Origin of the sequence: Bradyrhizobium sp. SZCCHNS2022 (genome assembly GCF_032377575.1) — a bacterium.
In the GTDB taxonomy this organism is placed as follows: Bacteria; Pseudomonadota; Alphaproteobacteria; order Rhizobiales; family Xanthobacteraceae; genus Bradyrhizobium; species Bradyrhizobium aeschynomenes.
The window spans coordinates 5,441,945-5,463,020 of the sequence record NZ_JAUHHZ010000001.1 but is presented as its reverse complement, the minus strand read 5'-3'; the positions used below and the strand labels follow the sequence as shown (position 1 = coordinate 5,463,020).

Here is a 21,076-nt window from a genome sequence, read left to right as displayed (position 1 = left end):
GAGCAGACGATGTCGCGCAGGCCGTTCCACAAGGTGCTGATCGCCAACCGCGGCGAGATCGCGTTGCGCGTCATGCGCACGGCGCGCCGGCTGGGTCATGGCGTGGTGGCGGTCTATTCCGACGCCGACGCTGACGCGCCGCATGTCCGACTCGCCGATCAGGCCGTCCGCATCGGCGCGCCGCCGCCAGCCCAGTCCTATCTGAACATCCTGGCAATCATTGCCGCAGCCAAGGCCACGGGCGCGGATGCCGTGCATCCCGGTTACGGCTTTCTCGCCGAGAACGAGGATTTCGCGCGGGCCTGCACGGACGCCGGTCTCGTCTTCATCGGACCATCGCCCGAGGCGATCCAGGCGATGGGCAACAAGGCGGGCGCCAAGACGATCATGCAATGTGCCGGCGTGCCCTGCGTGCCCGGCTATCAGGGCGAGGACCAGGGTGACGAGGCGATGCTGCGCGAGGCCCGGCGCATCGGCTTTCCCGTGATGATCAAGGCGGTCGCCGGTGGCGGTGGCCGCGGCATGCGGCTCGTGCGCGATGCGGAGGCGTTTCCGGATCTGCTGCGCAGTGCGCGCTCGGAGGCTGCTGCGGCGTTCGGCGACGGCACCGTCATCCTGGAGAAGGCGATTGCCAACCCGCGTCACATCGAGATTCAGGTGTTCGGCGACAGCCATGGCAACGCCGTTCATCTCGGCGAGCGCGACTGCTCGGTGCAGCGGCGACATCAGAAGCTTATCGAGGAGGCGCCGTCACCAGCGGTTGGTCCGGAGCTGCGCGCGCGCATGGGCGCGGTGGCGGTTCAGGCGATCAAGGCGCTCGGCTACGAAGGTGCCGGCACGCTGGAGTTCCTGCTCGACGGCGACGGCCAGTTCTACTTCATGGAGATGAACACCAGGCTGCAGGTCGAGCATCCCGTGACCGAGGCGCTCACCGGTCTCGACCTCGTCGAGTGGCAATTGCGCGTCGCTGCCGGCGAGCCGCTGCCGCTGCGCCAGGAGGAGATCGGCTTCGTCGGGCATGCCATCGAAGTCCGACTGTGCTCCGAGGATGCCGACCACGATTTCATGCCGCAATCGGGACGAATGGCGCTGTGGCAGATGCCGGAAGCGCTCCGTGTCGAGCATGCGCTGGAATCCGGCGCAGAGATTCCGCCTGACTACGATTCGATGATCGCCAAGCTCATCAGCCATGGCAGGACCCGCGAGGAGTCCCGCGCAAGGCTGATCGCGGGACTGGAGCAGGCCATCGCGCTGGGTGTGACGACCAACCGGTCTTTCCTCACGTCCTGTCTGCGCCATCCGGCTTTCGCTGCCGGCAAGGCGACCACCGCCTTCATCGCCGCGCATCGCGACGAGTTGCGCGCGCCGGGCGTCGAATCGTCGACCGTGGCGCTCGCCGCTCTGCTGCTTTCCGTGAGCCATCCGCTCGCTCACCCGGTCCGCAGCGGCCGCTCGCTGGCGGCGGCCTTTGCAACGCCGCTCCGTTTCGAGATCGGCGGCGAGATCCGGGAGTGCGAGCTCCTGCGTGAGCGCGACGGAACCTTTCGCGTGACGCAGGACGGCGCGGAGCATCGCTGCGAGATCGTTTCGCTCGCGGCGGACACCGTTCGCGTTCGTCTGGCCGGCATCCTGGAGAGCGCGCGCTTCGCTCGCGACGGCGATCGGCTGTTCGTGCAGCACCGCGGCCAGACGCTGCAAATCCATGACCTGACGCTGGCCCGGCCGCAGTCCACGGCGGCGGCCGGAGGCGACGGCAAGGTACGCGCGGCGTTGAACGGTCGCGTGGTCGCGGTGCTGGTCAAGCCGGGCGATGAGGTCGCGGCGGGACAGCCGGTGCTGACGCTCGAAGCGATGAAGATGGAGCACGTTCATACGTCCGGGATTGCCGGGACGGTCGCCGCGATCGAGGTCGCCGAGGGCGACCAGGTGACAACGGGACGGATCGTGGTGGAAATCGCGGGGGTGATTGCGAGCTGAGTGTTGCAGCGGGATCTGCAGCAAAATTGATCTGGCCCTTCGCGACGCCTGTGAGCGCCACATCCTGCGGCCTGCACCTCGCCCCGATGCTCTCAGCGACGCTCAGGCATCGCGTGTCTCACCGCGGCAATTGCCGCTTCAACGCCGCCACCAGCCGCGAGGTCTGAAACGGCTTCGACAGCAGCGGTGCGGCGGCGAATTCTTCCGGGCACTGATCGACGGAATAGCCGGTGACGGCGACGAAGGGCACGTCGGCGGCGATGAGGGCGCGGGCGATCGGCGCCGATGTCTCCTGGCCGAGATTGACGTCCAGGACGGCCAGGTCGCAATGGTGCCGTTCCAACAGATACAGCGCCTTGTCGACCGTCGGCGCCACACCGATGACGACGAAGCCTGCGGCCTCCAGCTCGACCGCGAGATCGAAGCCGATCATCGGATCGTCCTCGACGATCAGGACGTGAGTCTGTTCACCGCCGTGCATGGGTACGATCGCGGCTGAGACGTTGCAGGGGGCACCTGAGGTGCCAGCAAAGTCCGGTCGGCAGGAACTGGACCTCGACCGTTCCATCCAGGCCGGCACGCACCATGTCGGAGATGACGCGGCTGCCGAATCCGATGTGCTCGGGGGGCGAGACCTCCGGTCCGCCGCGTTCGCTCCAGGTCATGTCGAAGCTGTCGTCGATGCGTGTCCAGCGGATGGCGATCCGTCCGTCGTCGTTCGACAGCGCGCCATATTTGGCAGCGTTGGTGGCGAGCTCGTGCACCGCCATGCCGATGGATTGCGCCGCCTCGGGCGTCAGCTCGATCGGTGGACCATCGACCGTGATGCGGTCGCCGATCAGGTCGCTGAACGCGCCGAGCTGCGAGCGGACGAGGCCATCGAGCGGAATGAAGCGCCAGTCGTTCTGGATCAGCAGATCCTGATTGCTCGCGATCGCCTGCAGGCGCTCCAGGAAGCGGCCGAGGTCGAGCTGCCGGCCATGCCGGGTCATCTGCCGCGCGATCGCCTGCACCAGCGACAGCAGGTTCTTGCTGCGGTGGTTAACCTCGGCCAGCAGGGTGCGCAACTGCTCCCTCGTCTGGCGCTTGTCGGTGATGTCACGCACGATCTTGGAGGCGCCGATGATGCGGCCGGTGGAATCGCGGACCGGCGAGACCGTCACCGACACGTCGATCAGCGCGCCATCCTTGCGCAGGCGAACGGTCTCGAAATTGTCGATGATCTCGCCGGAGACCACGGTCGCGAGGATCCGGTCCTCCTCGACCTGACGCTCCGGCGGAATGATGGTGCGGATCGACCGGTTGATCATCTCGTCTTCAGAAAAGCCGAAGATGCGCTGGGCGCTCTTGTTCCAGCTGGTGATCGTGCCGTCCAGCGTCTTGCTGACAACGCCGTCGGACGAGGAGGCGACGATGGCGGCGAGCATTGCGGCGCCACGCTCGGCCTGCTTGGTGACGGTGACGTCGCGGATGACGGCCGAGATTCCGATGATCGCATCCTGGGCACCGCGAATCGGCGAGAAGGTGATGGAGACCTCGATCGGCCGGCCCTGCTTGGTCAGCCGGACCGTTTCGAAGCTTTCGAGCGATTCTCCCTGGCTGACTCGGGCGCGAATGGTGCGTGCATCCTCCGCCAGCTCGGGGGGAATGATGTCGTAGACCGTCCGGCCGATCATTTCGGCTGCGGTGAAACCCAGCATCCGCTCGCAGGCCGCATTCCAGCTGCGGATCACGCCGTCGGGGGTCGTGCTCAGGATCGCGTCGGCCGCGGACGCGACGATCGCGGCCAGATAGGCCGTGTCGTCATCGGCCGGGCGTAGGGCGGGGGAGGCGCCGGGCATTCCGTGCACGTCGCAGGCTCCTTGCTAACGGGGCGGCAGAGAAGACGCCGCGCACCCGATTACCAACTTGTTTGTGTACGAATGCAAGGGCTATCTCGATCGCTGCTTGTTGTTGGTTTTTCCGGCAACGAGGACAGGGGGCCCTGCCATCAGCGGACCATGCGTGGTCACGCGACGTGCTCCAGCCCACGGCGGCGAGTACACACAACGCGAACCTGACAGTTTTGTTCCAACGGATCCGGCTGAATTGGCGGTGAGGTCCCGGCCCGATCCGACGCTCGATGCTCCGCGCACCTACTTCCTCAGGCTGAGGATATAGGAAGCAATGTCCGCCGCATCGGTTGCGCTCAGCGGGTTGTTCGCCATCGTCGCGTGGGGAAGCTGGAGGAACTGGACCAGCATGTCCTTCGTCACGCTCTCCCTGGCTGCAATGGCAACGAACGGACGGGCGCGGCGGAACTTGCTCGGCTCGGCGGCCACTATGTGGCAGGCGGCGCACCAGCGCTCAGCGAGCCGGCGCCCGTGGGCGAGATCCTCCGCCGCCGCCGGCGCGGCGATCAGCAGCGGCAGCAACATCGAAAATGCGATGGCACGGCGCAAATGCTGCACTCCTCACAGCGGCTGGTCGTCGTCGGTCGACGGCTGGTCCTGCAGCGAGACGATGTCGCCGCCGCCGAACTCCTCCTCAGGCGGCGGGTAGACCCACATGTGGTCGCGGACGTCCCTGACGCCCTGCACGCTCTTGGCGGCCAGGATCGCCGTGGCCCGCTCCTTCTCGTTGCGCACCGCGCCGGTCAGGTGCGCGATACCGTTGCGGACGACGACGTTGAAGCGGCAATGCTTGCAGGCAGCCTGATCGAGCGAATCGAGGATGGCGCTACGCAGCCCGTCATCGTCGGGGGTGGGGCCGGGCACGGCGGTCGCCAGATCGGCCACCGTCTGAACGAAATCCGTGTGCGTCACCATGCCGGCCAGCCGATCGCCGCTCACGACCGGCAGGCGCTTGATGTTGTGCTTCTCCATGATCCCGGCGATCTCGGTCAGGCTGGCATCGGCGCCAACAGTTATTGGTGGCCGGCTCATGATGTCGCCGACAGTCCGGCCGTGGGAATGGACGAAGTCGGCGGCGATGCGGCCGCGGCCCACCAGGAGGTCGAGCCAGCGGCCTTGCCGGCGCTCGGTGCCGAGCTCGGCCCGGCGCAGGAAATCGCCGTCGGTGACCATGCCGACGAGCCGACCGGAGGCGTCGACCACCGGCAGCCCGCCGATGTGGTTGCGCAGCATGATCCGCGCCGCCTCGGCCACTGGAGTTCCGGGCGTCACGGTGATCACCGATCGTGTCATGATTTGATGAGCGCGCATGGCGTGGTCTCGCGAAATCGCTGCGGTCGCAATCGACAGAGGATAGCTCTGCCGCTCGCCCCGGGCTTGACCAGGATCAACGCTTTGCGCCTGCGCCCGGCGCCTACACGATGCGCGAGGTCTTGTTGCCCCAGTAGCGATCGCGCAGCAGCCGCTTGTAGAGCTTGCCGGTCGGCAGCCGCGGCAGCTCCTTCTCGAAGTCGATCGAGCGCGGCACCTTCTGCCGTGACAACGACTGGCGGCAGAATGCGATCAGCTCCTCCTCCAGCTCGGGGCCCGGCATGATGCCCGACATCGGCTGGATCACGGCCTTCACCTCCTCGCCGAGATCCGGATTGGGCACGCCGAACACGGCGGCATCGGCGACCTTGGGATGGGTGATCAGCAGGTTCTCGCATTCCTGCGGGTAGATGTTCACGCCGCCGGAGATGATCATGAAGGTGGCGCGGTCGGTGAGGTAGAGATAGCCGTCGGCATCGACGTAGCCGACGTCGCCGACAGTGCTCATGCTGCCGTCGGCGGAGCGCGCCTCCCTGGTGCGCTCGGGATCGTTGAAGTACTCGAATGGCGAACCGGTCTTGAACCACACCGTGCCGGCGGTGCCGGTCGGACAAGGCTGCATGGTCTCATCGAGGATGTGCAGGTCGCCGAACAGCACCTTGCCGACGGTGCCGCGATGCGCGAGCCACTGCTCACTGTCGCAGGCGGTGAAGCCGAGCCCTTCGGTGGCGCCGTAATATTCGTGGATGATCGGCCCCCACCATTTGATCATGTCCTCCTTGACCTGTGCCGGGCAAGGCGCGGCGGCATGGATCGCGACCTCCAGCGAGGAGAGGTCGTAGCGGGAGCGAACGTCCTCCGGCAGCTTCAGCATGCGCGAGAACATCGTCGGCACCAGCTGGGTGTGAGTGATACCCCATTGCTCGACGAGCTGGAGATAGCGCTCGGGATCGAACGTCTCCATGATGATCGCCGTGCCGCCTGTCCGGATGGTGAGGTTGACGGCGGCCTGCGGTGCCGAGTGATAGAGCGGCGCCGGCGACAGATAGATCATGCCCTCGCGATAGCGCCACAGCTTCTCGAGGAAGTCGAAGATCGGCAGTTGCTGCACCGGCGGCTGCTCGGGCAGTGGCCGCAGGATGCCCTTCGGCCGGCCCGTGGTGCCGGAGGAGTACAGCATCGCCGTGCCGACGCTCTCGTCGGCGATCGGGGTCACTGGCAGACCCGCCGTCAGCTCGGCGAGGCCGACGATATGATCGTTCTCGCCCGGACCATCGGCGACGATGCAGAGCTCGATGCCGGGCGCCTGCTTCAGCGCCTCGCGCGCGACGTCGAGCTTGGCGACCGAGGTGATCAGCAGCCGGGATTGGCTGTTGTTGAGGATATAGGCGAGCTCGCCCGGCGTCAGATAGGAGTTCACGCAGGTGAAATAGAGCCCGGAGCGCTCGCCGGCGCCGCAGGCTTCGAGATAGCGGCTGTTGTTCTCCATGAAGATCGAATAGTGGTCGAGCCGCTTCAGGCCGTGCCGGCGGAACAGATGCGCCAGCCGGTTCGAGCGCGCCTCCAACTCGCGATAGGTCACGGCCTCGCCGGTGGAGGCCATGATGAAGGCGGGCTGCAATGGGCGCAGCCTTGCGTGCTTGCCGGTGTACATGTGTCCTCCCCGTCGAGCGCCGGCCGCAGGGCGCGCGATGGCGGAGCGGCGCCGACGATGGCGCCTCGACACGACGACGCGCCGCGGATGCTGCCGCGTCACGCCCTCAGGCTGCTTCCTGCCACGCACGCCGTCCCCGCGGGACGGCTCTTTGTTGCTTGACCGCGAATGTAGCGGAGGAACCCGGTGCTCTCAACACGCCTCTCAGCCCATTGGCCGAGGCGGGAAGGGATGGGCGCGGCCGGGGTTCTGGCATAACATGACCCCGGCATTCCAACCGAATGACGCGTCACAACGAAGAAACTCTGGGAGAGACCACATGAAATCGGGCTTGCTGGCTGTTGCTGCTGCTGGTGCGCTGCTCACGGCGGCGCCGGCGTCGGCACAGGTCAAGATCGGCATCCTCAACGACCAGTCCGGCGTCTATGCCGATTATGGCGGCAAATATTCGGTCGAGGCCGCCAAGATGGCGGTGGAGGATTTCGGCGGCGAGGTGCTGGGACAGAAGGTCGAGCTGGTCACGGCCGACCACCAGAACAAGCCGGACCTCGCCTCCACGATCGCGCGGCGCTGGTACGACACCGAGGGTGTCGACATGATCACGGAGCTGACGACCTCGTCGGTCGCGCTCGCGATCCAGGAGCTGTCGAAGGAAAAGAAGAAGATCGACATCGTCGTCGGCGCGGCGACCTCGCGCATCACCGGCGATGCCTGCACGCCCTATGGCTTCCACTGGGCCTACGACACCCGCGCGCTGGCGGTCGGCACCGGCGGCGCGCTGGTGGAAGCCGGCGGCGACACCTGGTTCTTCATGACCGCCGACTACGCCTTCGGCTACGCGCTGGAAAAGGACACCAGCGACATCGTGACATCGAAGGGCGGCAAGGTGCTGGGCTCGGTGCGCATTCCGCTCAACTCGTCCGATTTCTCCTCCTTCCTGCTGCAGGCGCAGAGCTCGAAGGCCAAGATCATCGGGCTCGCCAATGCCGGCCTCGACACCACCAACTCGATCAAGCAGGCGGCGGAGTTCGGCATCGTCAAGGGCGGACAGAAGCTCGCCGGTCTGCTCATGACCCTGTCGGAGGTGCACGGCCTCGGGCTCGAGGCGGCCCAGGGCCTGGTGCTGACCGAGGGGTTCTACTGGGATCACGACGACAAGACCCGCGCCTTCAGCGAGCGCTTCATGAAGCGCACCGGGCGCATGCCCAGCATGATCCACGCCGGCACCTATTCGGCGACGCTGTCCTATCTGAAGGCGGTCAAGGCTGCCGGCACCAAGGACTCCGATGCCGTCGCGGCCAAGCTGAAGGAGCTGCCGGTCGACGACGCTTTCGCGCAAGGCAAGGTGCTCGCCAACGGCCGCATGGTCCACGACATGTATCTGTTCGAGGTCAAGAAGCCCTCGGAATCGAAGAAGCCGTGGGACTACTACAAGCAGCTCGCTACGGTGCCGGGCGACAAGGCGTTCTTCACGCCCAAGGAGAGCGGCTGTCCGCTGACGAAGTGATCGCGCGATACGGCGCCATACAACAGGTGTCGTCCCGGCCTCGCGCCGGGACCCATACCGCGTGATCCATCTTGTGGCACGCTGCGTAGCGTCAATTGTGCACCCAACACCTGCCGGTGGCTATGGGTCCCGGCTCGGAGGCCGGGACGACGGCGGAGCGCGGAGCGGTCAGCCGTGCAAGAGTCGCCACAGGATCGCGATCAGTGCGCCCACCAGCAGGGTGGACGCGGCGAGCGCCTGCACGCCGAAGCCGGGGCCGCGCTTCTCCGCGGCCTTGGCATAGGACACCATGTACATCGCGCGGCCGGCGATCCAGACCAGCCCGATCAGCGCGGCAATCGCGTCGCTGACATAGACCGCGAACAGCCACAGCGCCGGCAGGAAGATCGGCAGCCATTCCAGCGTGTTCACCTGCACCCGATAGGTGCGCTCGAAATCGAGGTTGCCGGTGACGGCCGGCGCCTTGACGCCGTACCTGGCGCGCGCCTGCGCGACGCGGACCGCGATGTAGAAATACAGCATGAGCGCGAGCACGGTGACCAGTGCGGTGAAGTGATACATGCGCAATTCCCCCTGATGACTGCGTCTCAATATCCCGTCAGCTCGAGATAGCCCACCCCCGTGTGGCTGCCCTTGAAGCTGATCGGTCCCTCCCAATAGGGCACGCGCGTGCCCATCCAGGCGTTGGGATTGAGCGGCGTGCTGTCGATCGCGATGCCGAGCGAGGCGATCTCCACGCGCCAGCCGACCGGCAGCTTGCGCTCACCGATGCCGACAATGTCCGTGGGTCTCATCGCGATGTCGCCGGGCCCAAGCGGGCACGAAGCGCCGTCCGCCGTGATCCAGGTGCCGGACGTGTAGTCGCCGTTGCCCTGCCGCATCCGGTACAGCATCAGCTTCTCGCCGCCGGAAAAATGCAGCGCGAACCAGTCCCAGCCGCTCTGGTCGGAGGCCAGCGGCTGGCTGCTCCATTCGCGGTCGAGCCAGGCCTGGCCTGTGACCTCGACCGGACTGCCGTCGAAGCTGATGCGGCCGCGGACGCGATAGAACGGCTGGCTGTAGTAATAGGACGCCTGGCCGCGCTCCGATTTGCGGCTGTAGCCGCCGATGCCCTGCAGCACCACCGGACGATCCGCCTCCAGATGCAGCGCATAGGAAAAGTCGCTCGCGCTCGCGGTCATGTCGAGCGGTGCCAGCGATTGATCGTCGGTCGCAGCAGTGCCGCGCAGTTGCCAGTCATCGATCCAGGCCTGGAATGGTTTGGCCTCGACGCCGGCCTGCCCGACGCCGCCGCGCGCAAATTTTTCCGTCGAGCGATGGCTGTCGGCGCGGGTGACCGCGACATGCGCCATCCATAGCTGCTGATTGTCGAAGCCTTCGCCTTGCGGCCCCGGCCGCGCCGCCGAGCGGAACAGCGTCCATTGCAGGCCGTAAGCCTTGCCGCTGGCGTCGCTGAGATTGGCGGTCACGTACCACCATTCGATGCGGAAATCGTCATGCGGACCGTGATCGGCCGGGAAGGAAAACGCCCGGCCCGGGGTCACCGGCGCAAAGCCGTCGGCGCTGTCGCTGAGGCCCGCAAAGCCCTGCGCATAGGCAAGCCGCGGCAGCGCCAGCAGGCCAAGGCCGCCGATCAGGCCGCGGCGCGTGATGGTCGTTCTAGCGCTCAATGGTGAAGGTCCTCACCAATTGTGCCGGCTGCATCCGCGCCAGCCGCAGCACCGGCAGCAGCGAGGCGATCAGCGCCGCGACGAGCGTGACGGCGAGCAGCCGGATCAGCTGCAGCGGAAACACGTCGAACGGCAGCCGCCAGCCGAACGCCTTCACGTTGACGATCGCGATCAGACACCACGCCACGACGAGCCCGAGCGGCAGCGCCAGCAGCGCGGTGAGCCCGGCCAGCGACAGCGTCTTCAACAGCTCCACTTGCGCCAGCCGCCGCCGCGTCAGTCCGATCGCCCAGAGCGGCGCGAGCTGCGGCAGCCGTGAATTGGCCAGCGTCAGCAGGCTCGTCAGCAGCGCGATCGCGGCGACGCCGAGCGTGAAGGTGTTGAGCGCCCCGGTCACCGCGAAGGTGCGGTTGAAGATCTGCTTCGACTCCTGCTTCACCGTCGCCTGGTCGACGACGTTGCGGCCGTCGAGCCCGAACTTGTCGCTGAGCGCCGCGATCAGCCCCGCCACGTCGGCGGGCGCCGCGCGCACCGCCATCCGGGTGATGGGCGTGGCCGGGAAGCGGCGCGTCAGCGCTGCCACGTTGACGGTGACCTGTCCCTTGGGATTGCCGTAGTCGGCATAGATGCCGGCGACGGTGATGCGCCAGTCGCCGGTGGGCGCGGCAATATCCAGGCTATCGCCGACCGCGAGATCGAGCCGCCGCGCCAGCTGCTCGCTGACGAAGCCGGCATCGCCGCGCACCAGCTGCGTCCACGCGGCGCCGCCGGCCTGCAGCAGCGGCCAGTGGTCGCGATAGGTCTCGTGATCGGGAAGGCCGAGCACGTCGATCGGCGCGCCGGCCAGCTGCGCCTCGGCGCGGCCGCCGGGCAGGACCGCCTGCGCGTCGGGCCGCGTCCGCAGCCACGCCTGGATGTCGCGTGTCTGCGCCTCGTCGGCCGCGCTGATGTAGATGTCGGCGGCGAGTCGTCCGTCGAGCCAGACCAGGAAGGTGCGGTTGAAGGTCTCCACCATGGTCGCGACGCCGACATTGACGGCGAGCGCCAGCAGCAGCGCCATGAGCGCCAGCGACAATCCCGAGATCTGCTGCCGGCTGTCCGCCCAGAACCATTGCGCCAGCGCCGCGCGCGCGCCGCGCTCGCCCAGCCGCAGCACCAGCTCCAGGATGGCCGGCAGCAGCAGCGCGGCGCCCAGCATCATCGCTGCGAGGACGCCGAAACCGGCGAGCAGCGATTGCCCGAGCCACAGCAGCAGTCCCGCCGCAACGAAGAAGGCAAGCGCGACGGCGCTCTGCAGCCGCAGCCAGCGCCGCTGCGCCTCCTGCCAGGCGTAGGGCTGCGCCGTGGCGAGGATCGGCAGCCGCATCGACTTGATCAGGCTCGTCGTCGCCGCGGCGAGGGCGCCCGCGATGCTGATCACGAGGCCGGCGAGCCACCATTCCGGCTGCAGGCTCAATTCGCCCGGCACCTGCGCGCCATACAGGCCGCGCAGTGACGCGGCCACGTTCGGCAGCAGCGCGGCCGCGATGACATAGCCGCACACCAGCCCGACGAGGCCTGCCACCAATGCAAAGGCGATGAGCTCGCCGATCAGCACGGCATTGAGTTGCCGCGCTGACACGCCGCAGGCGCGCAGGGTGCGCAACACCGGCAGGCGCTGCTCGAAGGCAAGCCCGATGGCGGAGTTGACGATGAACAGGCCGACGACGAAGGACAGCAGGCCGAACGCGGTGAGGTTGAGATGGAAGCTGTCGGTCAGCCGCTCCAGATCCGTCTCGGCCTCGGGCTGCACCAGTTGCAGCCGGCCGCCTGCGATCTCGTGCAACGGCGCTCGTCTCCCCGCCGCCTTGCCGACCAGCAGGCGCGAGATCTGGCCGGGCCTGCCGAGCAGCCTCTGCGCGTCGCCGATGTCGACCACCAGCACGCCAGGCGCGAGCTGCTGCTGCGCCATCAGCGGCGGCAACAGCGCGTCGTTGCTCAGCCGCGGCGCTGCGCCCTCTTTCAGGCCGAGATCGGCCAGCGTCTCCGGCGAGATCAGCGTCCGATGCGGCGGCGTCAGGAACGCCTCGAGCTCGCTGCGCCCGACCATCGGCGCGTCGCCGACCTCGCGGGGGATGCTGAACGGCTCGATGCCGAGCAGCCGGATCGAGCGGCCATCGATCTGTGCGCGGCCTTCCAGCACCGGCGACACCGGCCAGCCGGCGCGGCGCAGTTCGGCGAACACGCCTTGCGCCAGCATCTTGCCGTCGGTCGCGACCAGCATCGGCGTGCGCGCGCCGCCGAAGATCGCGGCGGCGCGATCATAGGAGCTGCGCGCCTGCTGGTTCAGCGCCTGCACGCCGCTCCACAATGCGGTGGCCGAGATCAGTCCGATCAGCAAGGTCGCGAACTGCATCGGATGCCGCCGCCAGTGACTGAGCAGCACGGCGAGAATCCACAGCGCACGCGTCATGCGACGCGCCCGGCATGCAGATGGACGTGGCGGTCGAGCATCGCCGCGAGCCGCGCGCTGTGCGTTACCATCAGGAAGCCGCAGCCGGTGCGCGTGACGAGGTCGCGCGTCAGCGCCATCACCTCGTCGGCGGTGTCCTCGTCGAGATTTCCGGTCGGCTCGTCCGCGAGCAGCAGGGCCGGCTTGATCGCCAGCGCGCGGCCGATCGCGACGCGTTGCTGCTGGCCGCCCGACAGCTGCTCCGGATAGCGCTTGAGCAATGTCTTCAGTCCGAGTCGCTCGACCAGCTCGGTGTGCCACGCCGGGTCATGCCGTCCGGCCAGCCGCGCCTGAAAGCTGAGATTGTCGGCCACCGACAGGCTCGGCACCAGGTTGAACTGCTGAAACACCAGGCCGAGCCGCTCGCGCCGGATTGCCGCGCGGCCGGCATCGTCGAGCGCGCCGACCGATGCTCCCTCGAGCACGATCTCGCCGCCGTCGGCCGCATCGAGCCCGGCGATGAGATGCAGCAGCGTGCTCTTGCCCGAGCCGGATTCACCGGTCAGCGCGACACGCTCGCCGGAGGCGACAGCGAGGTCCACGCCACGCAGGACGTTGATCGGCTCGCCGCCGGATCGATAGGACTTGGTGAGATGACGGACGTTGAGCACGAGCATGATCGAGGTTGTTGCATCACAACATAACAAGGGCCAACGCGAACATCACGTGCTCGTTCGCCGTCGCGGCCGTGATGTGATCGGCCGCGTGCTCGTCAGCAGGTTGCGGATCCGCCCTTGCGCAGCCTCGAAGGGCGAATTCCCGCGTTGCAGCAACAACTTAGCTCGCGATCTGGTTGCCTGCGGAGCCGCTTCGTGGGTAGCATCGTCGAAACGCCCGGACGACAGGGGCGGATCATAACAAAGAGGGGAAGGAAGATGGCCGCGCCAACGACGCTCACGGGCACATCCCGCGCAAGCTCGACACCCACGCCGAAGGGCGCCTGGAAGATCACCTTCCTGCTGTTCCTGTTTATGCTGGTGAACTTCGCCGACAAGATCGTGGTCGGGCTCGCCGGCGTGCCGATCATGACCGAGCTCAATCTGAGCGCCGAGCAGTTCGGTCTGCTCGGCTCCTCCTTCTTCTTCCTGTTCTCGATCGCGGCGATCGTGGTCGGCTTCGTCGTCAACAAGGTGCCGACGCGCTGGGTGCTGCTGGTGCTGGCGCTGATCTGGGCGGTGGCGCAATTCCCGATGGTCGGCACCGTCGGCTTCACCACCTTGCTGATCTGCCGCATCATTCTCGGTGCGGGCGAAGGGCCGGCCGCGTCCGTCGCCATTCACGCCGTCTACAAATGGTTCCCCGACGAGAAGCGGGCGCTGCCGACGGCGATCCTGTCCCAGGGCTCCGCCTTCGGTGTGATCCTCGCCGTGCCGGCACTGAACTGGATCATCGTGAATCACGGCTGGCACTATGCGTTCGGCGCGCTCGGCGTCGTCGGTCTGATGTGGAGCGCGGCGTGGCTGTGGCTGGGCCGGGAAGGTCCGCTCGCCGAACTCGAGGCGGCCGACTTGCGCGAGCAGCGGGTGCCCTATCTGCAATTGCTGACGTCCCGCACCTTCGTCGGCTGCGTGGCCGCCACCTTCGGCGCCTATTGGGCGCTGTCGCTCGGGCTGACCTGGTTCACGCCGTTCCTGGTGAAGGGCCTCGGCTTCTCGCAAGCGCAGGCCGGATTCATCTCGATCCTGCCCTGGGTGTTCGGCGCGTGCGTCGTGCTGACCACCGGCTTTGCCTCGCAAATGCTGATGGCGCGCGGGGTGTCCACCCGCATGGCGCGCGGCGTGCTCGGCGCAACGCCGCTGGTGATCGGCGGCGTCCTGATGGCGTGCATGGCGCATGTCGACAGCGCTTCGGCTAAGATCGCGCTGCTCGTGGTCGGATCGGGATTGTGCGGCTCGATCTACGTCGTCTGCCCGCCGATGATCGGCGAATTCACGCCGGTCGCCCAGCGCGGCGCGGCCATGGCGATCTACGGTGCGCTGTATACGCTCGCCGGCATCGTTGCGCCCGTCGTGATGGGCAAGATGATCCAGGCCTCGGGCAGTCTGCTCGACGGCTACATGTCCGGGTTCACCATCAACGCCGTGATCATGGGGATCTCCGGTCTGTTGGGTCTGGCGCTACTCTGGCCGAACAGCGAACGCGCCCGCCTGCAGGTGCACCAGGCTGTCGCGCCCGAATTTGCGTGATACAACCGCGGCACGGGGTCATCAGGAGGCGGCCTCGCGTGCATTCGTCGTGAGGTCCCGCATGATTCGCCTGTTCTCCCATATGCTGCAGTTCTGGCGCGGCGCGCGATGCCTGAAGATCGACGATTTCCCAGGCGCCATCCTCCACTTCAGCAAGGTGATCCAGCTCAACCCGCGCAACTATTACGCTTACCACAATCGCGGCGTTGCGCTTCAGGGCATGGGAAGCTACGCAAGTTCGATCGATGATTTCGGCCTGGTCCTCAAGCTGAAGCCCAACGCGCAGACATTCGGCGCCCGCGGCGTGTCGCGGAAATTCCTTGGCGACTTTGACGGTGCCGTCGACGACCAGACGCGAGCTCTTGCTCTCGATCCCAGGCTCGCCGCGGCTCATGGCGAGCTTGCGTTCCTTCATCATATCAAAGGCGATCTGGATCGCGCGATCGTCCAAAGCACGACAGCGATCGACCTCGCGCCGAAGGACCCCGTCATGCATCGGGGCCGTGGCTATATTCAATTCTGTCGCGGTAGGTTCGAAGCCGCGGCAGCAGACATGGAAAGGTCGCTCGCGCTCCAGTTCGACCCCTATGCGGCCTTGTTTCTTTACCTGTCGATCGCCCGGCTGCCCGGTCGCGCCAAGCCAGATCTCGCCGCGCTCGCGTCGCGCGGGACGGCGGCGGGGTGGCCCGGACCGGTGTTCGGTTTGCTGATGGCGCGTTCGACGGAGCAGGAGGTCCTGCATGCGACCACGACGGCTCCCGAACAGGCCGAAGCCTATTTCTATGTCGGGGAATGGCACCTGCTGAACGGCCGCAAGGACGAAGGCCGCAGGGCGCTCGAGATTGCCCTGCGCTCGATGCCGCCATGGTTCAACGAGTATTCGGCTGCGCAAGCCGAGCTTACGCGAATTGTCGACACGGCCGCTGCTGTGGCCGGCTGATCGCTCAGCTCAGACGACGCGCGCCCCCCTGACCAGCCGCCCCGGCCGCGCGCCGGTGGCCTCGCCGTGCCGGCGCGTCACCACACCCGACACGATCGTCGCCTCGTAGCCGTCGACCTCCTGCATCAGGCGGCGACCGCCGACCGGAAGATCGTAATGCACCTTGGGCGGATGCAGATGGAGGCGATCGTAGTCGATCACGTTCACGTCCGCCTTGTAGCCCGGCGCAATCAGGCCGCGATCGTCGAGGCCGACGGAGAGCGCGGTCTTGCGCGACTGCGCGGCGACGACGAACGGAATGGAGAGCTTGTCCCCGCGCTTGCGGTCGCGCGTCCAGTGCGTCAGCAGATAGGTCGGGAAGCTGGCGTCGCAGATGATGCCGCAATGCGCGCCGCCGTCGCTGAGGCCGGGCACGCTGCGCGGATCGCGCAGCATCTCGTAGGTGGCGTCGAGATTGCCGTCGGAATAATTGAGGAACGGGACGTAGAGCATGCCGCGCCCGCCGTCCGTCAGCATCGCGTCATAGGCCAGCTCTTCGGGCCGGCAACCTCGCGCGCGCGCCTGCGCGCCGAGCGACTGCTCCGGCGGCTGCTCGTAATCGGGCGGATCGCCGAGCAGATACATCTTGTCGTAGTTCGGCTTGAAGAACAGCGGATCGTCGGTCGCGCTGGCCTGCTCGCTCAGGATCGCCGCGCGCAGCTGCGGGTCGCGCATCCGCGCGACGCGCTCGGCGAGCGGCAGATGCGCGATCGCCTGATAGCTCGGATGCGTCTGCAGCGGGTTACGCGACAATTCCAGCCCGAGCAGCAGCCCGACCGGCCGTGCTGCGATCTGCGCCGTGACCGACAGGCCACGCGCCGCCGCCGCATTGATCTCGGCCAGCGTCTGCCGCCAGCGCTGCGGCGCCCGGTCGTTCTGCGTCACCGAGAACGAGATCGGGCAGCTGGTCTGCTCGGCGATGCGCAGCATCATCGGCAGATCTTCGTGGATGGTGGAAATGTCGAGCACGAATTGCAGCACGCTGCGGCCGGCGCCGTGCATGGCGCTCGCGATGGTCGTCAGCTCGTCCTCGCCGGCCTTGAGCGTCGGCGTGTAGTCGCCGGTCGAGGTGCGGTGGTTGAGCGTGCGCGAGGTCGAGAAGCCAAGCGCGCCGGCCTTGACTGCATCGCGCGCCAGCGCCGCCATGGCGCGGTTGTCGTCCGCGGTGGCGGGATCGCGGCGCGCGCCACGCTCGCCCATCACATAGACGCGCAGCGCCGCGTGCGGCAGCTGGGCGCCGATGTCGAGATCGAAATTGCGCTTGGCCAGCCACTCCATGTAGTCGGGAAAGCTTTCCCATTCCCAGGGAATGCCGGCTTCGAGCACCGGCTCGGGAATATCCTCGACGCCTTCCATCAACTGGATCAGCCGCTGATGATCGGCCGGCCGGCACGGCGCGAAGCCGACGCCGCAATTGCCCATGATCGCCGTGGTGACGCCGTTCTGCGACGACGGCGAGATGTCATGGCTCCAGGTCACCTGGCCGTCATAGTGGGTGTGGACGTCGACGAAGCCGGGCGTGACCAGTCTGCCCCTGGCGTCGATCTCCTCGCGGCCGGACGCCGCGACCTTGCCGACGGCGACGATGCGGCCATCCGCAATCGCGACATCCGCCTCGTACAGCTCGCCGCCCGAGCCATCGGCAATCGTTCCGCCGCGGATCACGAGATCAGGCTGCGTCATGGCGTGTCTTCCCCGGATGTTGTTGTTTGCCCGTATCATCGGCCGGTGGACGATGATGTCAACATGCGGGAGGTGAGGACAGCGTTGCGCGAAAAAGCTGCCGCCATCGCGGTGCCCAATACAGCGCCCTCGCCCCTTGTGGGAGAGGGCATCGCCGGCCCATCCACTCGCTCGGTTGGGTGAGGGGTCTCTCTCCACGCGTGCAACTCGCGGAGAGAGACCCCTCACCCGACCAAGCTTGCCGCTCTGTCCTACATGCCCTCTCCCACAAGGGGCGAGGGCGCAGTCACGGGCACTGCGCTCATCTCCTCATGTCAATCTTGCGTTGATGGGCTGACGGGTTGCTGACGATGCCAGCTAAGCCTTCGCCTTCTTCGGCTCCGTGAAGAACGCCAGCACGATGGTCAGCAGCATGAACACGACGGAGGTGCCGAACACCCAGCGCGGCGCGTTCATGTCCATGATCCAGCCGAACAGCAGTGGGCTGACGACGCCGGCGAAGTTGAAGCCGGTGGAGACGATGCCGAAGGCGCGGCCGGCGGCGCCGGGAGGGGCGGCGTTGCGCACCAGCATGTCGCGCGAGGGCGCTATCACGCCGCTCATGAAGCCCGCGGTCAGCATGATCGCGACCAGCAGCACAGTGGGCAGGCTGACGAAGGTGATGATCAGCACCAGCACCGCATTGATCGCGTAGGCAACGGCGGCGACCAGGTTGTGATGGCGGATGCGGTCGGCGAGTTGGCCGCCGGCGAGCACGCCGACCGCGCTGGCGCCGAGGAAGGCGGTCAGTGCGATGTTGGCCGTCGAGAACGAGATCCCGTAGCCGTTCATGAAAGCGACCACGCCGAAGCTGGAGATGCCGGCGTTGGACAGGCTGAGCAGCATGAAGAACACGGTCAGCAGCATCAGCATCGGCGTCAGCAGGCTGGGCTGCTTGATCTTGGTGCCGTCCGCCTTGGTGTGATGCGGATGCGGCGGCACCTCGGGCACGTTGCCGGCGAGCAGCAGCAGCGCGGCCAGCGGACCGACCAGGCCGGCGGCGATCAGCGCGCCGGAGCCGCCGACCGTGGTGACCAGCGCCGCCATGACCGCCGGCGCCACCGCGCCGCCGAGATAGCCGGCGAAGGTGTGCACACCGAAGGCGCGGCCCATCCGGCTCTCTTCCATATGCGCCGACAGCAGCGCGTAGTCGGAGGGGTGATACACGGCGTTGGCGAGGCCGAGCAGCACCGCGGAGACCACGAGGCTGGCATAGGTCAGATAGAAGCCGAGGATTGCCAGCGACAGACCGCCGAGCGTCAGGCCCAGCAGCAGAATGCGGCGGGCGCCGGCACGGTCCACGAGGTAGCCGACGGGCGCCTGGGTCAGCGCCGAGACCACGGCGAACACCGTGAGTGGAAAGCCGAGCTCGACATAGCCGACGCCGAGCTTCTCCTTCAGGTAGGGAAACAGCATCGGCAGCACCAGCATGTGCAGGTGGCTGACCCAATGCGCCAGGGAGATCAGCGCCAGCGTGCGCAGCGAGGAGGCGGTCCGGACCGGTGCCGTGGTGTGTTGCGATGCGGCGAGAACGTCAGCCATGCTCGATCCGTTGGGCTCCCGGCGTCAGTGATGAAACTGGAGGGCGCGTTGCCGGCAAACCGCCGAGACTCCCGCAATGAGGGCGCGCGACACAACGCCACACTATCGGATTGCGGTTCATTGTCCATGAACGCGGGCGCATGGCACCTGCGCGCGCTGGCCGGCGGGATAGGGCGCGGCGACGCTTTGGTCAGGCATTCGGCCGTTGTGCAGGGGCAGGCACGGTGGCGCCTCACCCATCAGTGCCGACCCGGGACCATGGCGGAGTAGGACGTGCCGTCTGTGTCACGCCGGCCGGGTGCCCCCCGCTCACGACTGCGACGCAAACCCCGGATTGCCGTCGACGCCTGATAGCGTGACCTTGTTGGTCCCCGTCAGCACCAGCTGGCCATTGCGCAGATGGCTGGCGACCACGTCCCACACCGGCCTGCCGTCCTGGGCGTTCATCGACGCCCAGCCCGCGACCTTGTAGCTCTTGCCGGCGTGCAGCGGATGGCCGTTGTCGAGCGCGAGATCAGAGATGCGGCGGCCGATCGACTCCGACGGCGTGCAGCGGTAGGAGAAACCGCCGGTCCGCACCATGTCGCCGCCCTGTTGCAGATAGGGATCGGCGTTGAAGAGATTGTCGCAGACGTCCTCGAGCACGTCCTTGATCTGAGCACCGGTCATCCGCTGCACGTAGGTTTCGGGATAGCTGATCGCGGTCTGTGCCAGGACGTCCTCCAGCATGATGGACTGGCCCGCGAGCACGGTCGGGCCCCAGCGGAACCCCGGCGACAGCGCGATCTCGGCATCGAGCTCGCGGCGCAGCGCCGCACAGATCAGATCGTCGGTCGCGCCTTCGAAATTGCCGCGCCGATACAGCAGCCGGTCCGACGTCGCGAGCTTCTCGCTCCAGGCCGCGACCTGCGGCTGCTGCGTCTGGTCGATCAGCGCCTGCATCGCAGGGTCCGGCTTGAGCAGCTCCGAATAGATCGGCAGCAGGCGATAGCGCGCGTCGGCGACATGGCCCTTGGCGATGTCGAGATCGAGCACGGCCAGGAATTTCCCGTTCGAGCCGGCATTGGTCACCAAGGTCGCGCCCTTGGCATTCTTGACGGCCACCGGTTGCGGCACGGCGTCATGGGTGTGGCCGCCGAGGATGACGTCGATCCCAGTGACGCGGCTCGCGAGCTTGAGGTCGACATCCATGCCGTTGTGCGACAGCAGGATCACGGCATCGACCTTGTCGGCGCCGCGCAGGGCGTTGACGAGCTTCTGCAACTCCTCCTCGCGGATGCCGAAGCTCCAGTCCGGCGTGAAGCGGCGCGGATGGGCGATCGGCACATAGGGAAACGCCTGCCCGATCACGGCGATGCGCGCGCCGCCGATCTCCTTGATCGTAGCTGGCTTGAACACGCGGCCCGAGCCGCGATCGAACGCCTTGGCATCGTTGAACGCGGCCTCCTCGGTCAGGAACACGTTCTGCGCCAGGAACTCGCCCTTGAAACGCGCGAGGTTGGCACGCAGCGCCTCCTCGCCATAGGTGAATTCCCAATGCCCGGTCATCGCGTCGATGCCGAGCAGATTGGCCGCGCCCACCATGTCGGCGCCACGCATGGCGTTGGCGAGCCCGGTGCCCTGCCAGAGATCGCCGCCGTCGAGCAGCAGCGAGCGATGATCGCCGGCGTCGGCGCGCAGCTTGTCGACCAGGGTCTTCAGATGCGCGAAGCCGCCCATCCTGCCGAAGCGCACGGCATATTTCTCGAAGTCGAACGAGGTGAAGGCATAGGCCTCGGCGCTGTCGGGACGGATGCCGTAGCGGTCCAGAAAGGCGCGCTCGACCAGATGCGGCGGCTTTCCCCACATCTCGCCGATGCCGAGATTGACGCTCGGCTCGCGGAAGAACACCGGCCGCAGCTGCGCATGCGTATCCGTGATGTGCAGGATGCGCGCATTGCCGAATTTCTCGACGTCGTACAGGCTCACCGTGTCGGCAGCGGACGCGCTGCGCAGCAGCGCCGGCGCGGCGAGCGCGGCGGCACCTGATGCTTTGAGAAAATCCCGGCGCCGAATCATCGTTCGCGTCCTAGATCATGATGAGATTCCACGGAATCGCATCATGATCCTATCTCCTTCTTCGACCATGACCCGTTGGAAAACCGG

16 protein-coding genes are annotated in these 21,076 nt (G+C 67.1%); 4 read left to right on the top strand and 12 right to left on the bottom strand.

The features are described 5' to 3' along the window. Nucleotides 1-9 precede the first annotated feature (9 nt). Complete coding sequence (locus QXZ94_RS24415; RefSeq protein WP_315722637.1) at nucleotides 10-1,977, top strand: acetyl-CoA carboxylase biotin carboxylase subunit; 1,968 nt, start codon at nucleotides 10-12, stop codon at nucleotides 1,975-1,977. 118 nt (nucleotides 1,978-2,095) lie between these two features. Here the strand turns inward: QXZ94_RS24415 and QXZ94_RS24410 are convergent, their stop codons facing one another. From QXZ94_RS24410 to QXZ94_RS24390, 5 genes are all read right to left on the bottom strand, one after another. Next, nucleotides 2,096-2,458 carry a response regulator gene (locus QXZ94_RS24410; RefSeq protein WP_315722635.1) on the bottom strand — a complete coding sequence of 121 codons (363 nt, stop codon included), beginning with the start codon at nucleotides 2,456-2,458 and terminating at the stop codon, nucleotides 2,096-2,098. Beyond that, nucleotides 2,445-3,827, bottom strand: coding sequence for a PAS domain S-box protein (locus QXZ94_RS24405; RefSeq protein WP_315722633.1), 1,383 nt, complete (start codon nucleotides 3,825-3,827; stop codon nucleotides 2,445-2,447). Before QXZ94_RS24405 ends, QXZ94_RS24410 begins: the two co-directional genes overlap by 14 nt. 285 nt (nucleotides 3,828-4,112) lie before the next feature. Further along, nucleotides 4,113-4,418, bottom strand: a complete 306-nt coding sequence (locus QXZ94_RS24400) for a cytochrome c (RefSeq protein ID WP_315722631.1) — start codon at nucleotides 4,416-4,418, stop codon at nucleotides 4,113-4,115. Nucleotides 4,419-4,430: 12 nt separating this feature from the next. Then, complete coding sequence (locus QXZ94_RS24395) at nucleotides 4,431-5,180, bottom strand: CBS domain-containing protein (protein ID WP_315722629.1); 750 nt, start codon at nucleotides 5,178-5,180, stop codon at nucleotides 4,431-4,433. A gap of 103 nt (nucleotides 5,181-5,283) precedes the next feature. Beyond that, nucleotides 5,284-6,834, bottom strand: coding sequence for an AMP-binding protein (locus tag QXZ94_RS24390; protein WP_315722627.1), 1,551 nt, complete (start codon nucleotides 6,832-6,834; stop codon nucleotides 5,284-5,286). A 319-nt stretch (nucleotides 6,835-7,153) separates the two neighbouring features. Here QXZ94_RS24390 and QXZ94_RS24385 point away from each other — a divergent pair, with 319 nt between their 5' ends. Continuing rightward, the gene (locus QXZ94_RS24385; protein ID WP_315722625.1) at nucleotides 7,154-8,341 is read left to right on the top strand and encodes an ABC transporter substrate-binding protein; all 1,188 of its coding nucleotides are present in this window, start codon (nucleotides 7,154-7,156) and stop codon (nucleotides 8,339-8,341) included. A 168-nt stretch (nucleotides 8,342-8,509) separates the two neighbouring features. Here QXZ94_RS24385 and QXZ94_RS24380 read toward each other — a convergent pair whose 3' ends face one another. From QXZ94_RS24380 to QXZ94_RS24365, 4 genes are read right to left on the bottom strand one after another with little or no spacing between them, the layout of a single operon-like run. Beyond that, complete coding sequence (locus QXZ94_RS24380) at nucleotides 8,510-8,902, bottom strand: MAPEG family protein (protein ID WP_315722622.1); 393 nt, start codon at nucleotides 8,900-8,902, stop codon at nucleotides 8,510-8,512. Between the two features lie 26 nt (nucleotides 8,903-8,928). Then, complete coding sequence (locus tag QXZ94_RS24375) at nucleotides 8,929-10,011, bottom strand: lipocalin-like domain-containing protein (protein ID WP_315722620.1); 1,083 nt, start codon at nucleotides 10,009-10,011, stop codon at nucleotides 8,929-8,931. Continuing rightward, nucleotides 10,001-12,463: an ABC transporter permease gene (locus tag QXZ94_RS24370; protein WP_315722618.1), complete on the bottom strand. Its 2,463-nt coding sequence runs from the start codon at nucleotides 12,461-12,463 to the stop codon at nucleotides 10,001-10,003. Before QXZ94_RS24370 ends, QXZ94_RS24375 begins: the two co-directional genes overlap by 11 nt. Beyond that, nucleotides 12,460-13,119 carry an ABC transporter ATP-binding protein gene (locus QXZ94_RS24365; protein ID WP_315722616.1) on the bottom strand — a complete coding sequence of 220 codons (660 nt, stop codon included), beginning with the start codon at nucleotides 13,117-13,119 and terminating at the stop codon, nucleotides 12,460-12,462. The genes QXZ94_RS24370 and QXZ94_RS24365 overlap by 4 nt, the downstream gene beginning before the upstream one ends. Nucleotides 13,120-13,377: 258 nt before the next feature. On the opposite strand from QXZ94_RS24365, the gene QXZ94_RS24360 reads away from it, so the two are divergent. Beyond that, nucleotides 13,378-14,688, top strand: a complete 1,311-nt coding sequence (locus QXZ94_RS24360; protein ID WP_315722614.1) for an MFS transporter — start codon at nucleotides 13,378-13,380, stop codon at nucleotides 14,686-14,688. A gap of 157 nt (nucleotides 14,689-14,845) precedes the next feature. After that, complete coding sequence (locus QXZ94_RS24355) at nucleotides 14,846-15,628, top strand: tetratricopeptide repeat protein (RefSeq protein ID WP_315722612.1); 783 nt, start codon at nucleotides 14,846-14,848, stop codon at nucleotides 15,626-15,628. A gap of 9 nt (nucleotides 15,629-15,637) precedes the next feature. Here the strand turns inward: QXZ94_RS24355 and QXZ94_RS24350 are convergent, their stop codons facing one another. From QXZ94_RS24350 to soxB, 3 genes are all read right to left on the bottom strand, one after another. Next, a complete protein-coding gene (locus QXZ94_RS24350) occupies nucleotides 15,638-17,350 on the bottom strand; it encodes an N-acyl-D-amino-acid deacylase family protein (protein ID WP_315722610.1) in 1,713 nt (570 codons plus the stop codon). Between the two features lie 357 nt (nucleotides 17,351-17,707). After that, nucleotides 17,708-18,931, bottom strand: coding sequence for an MFS transporter (locus QXZ94_RS24345; protein WP_315722608.1), 1,224 nt, complete (start codon nucleotides 18,929-18,931; stop codon nucleotides 17,708-17,710). A gap of 309 nt (nucleotides 18,932-19,240) precedes the next feature. Next, a complete protein-coding gene (soxB, locus tag QXZ94_RS24340) occupies nucleotides 19,241-20,989 on the bottom strand; it encodes a thiosulfohydrolase SoxB (RefSeq protein ID WP_315722606.1) in 1,749 nt (582 codons plus the stop codon). Nucleotides 20,990-21,076 lie beyond the last annotated feature (87 nt).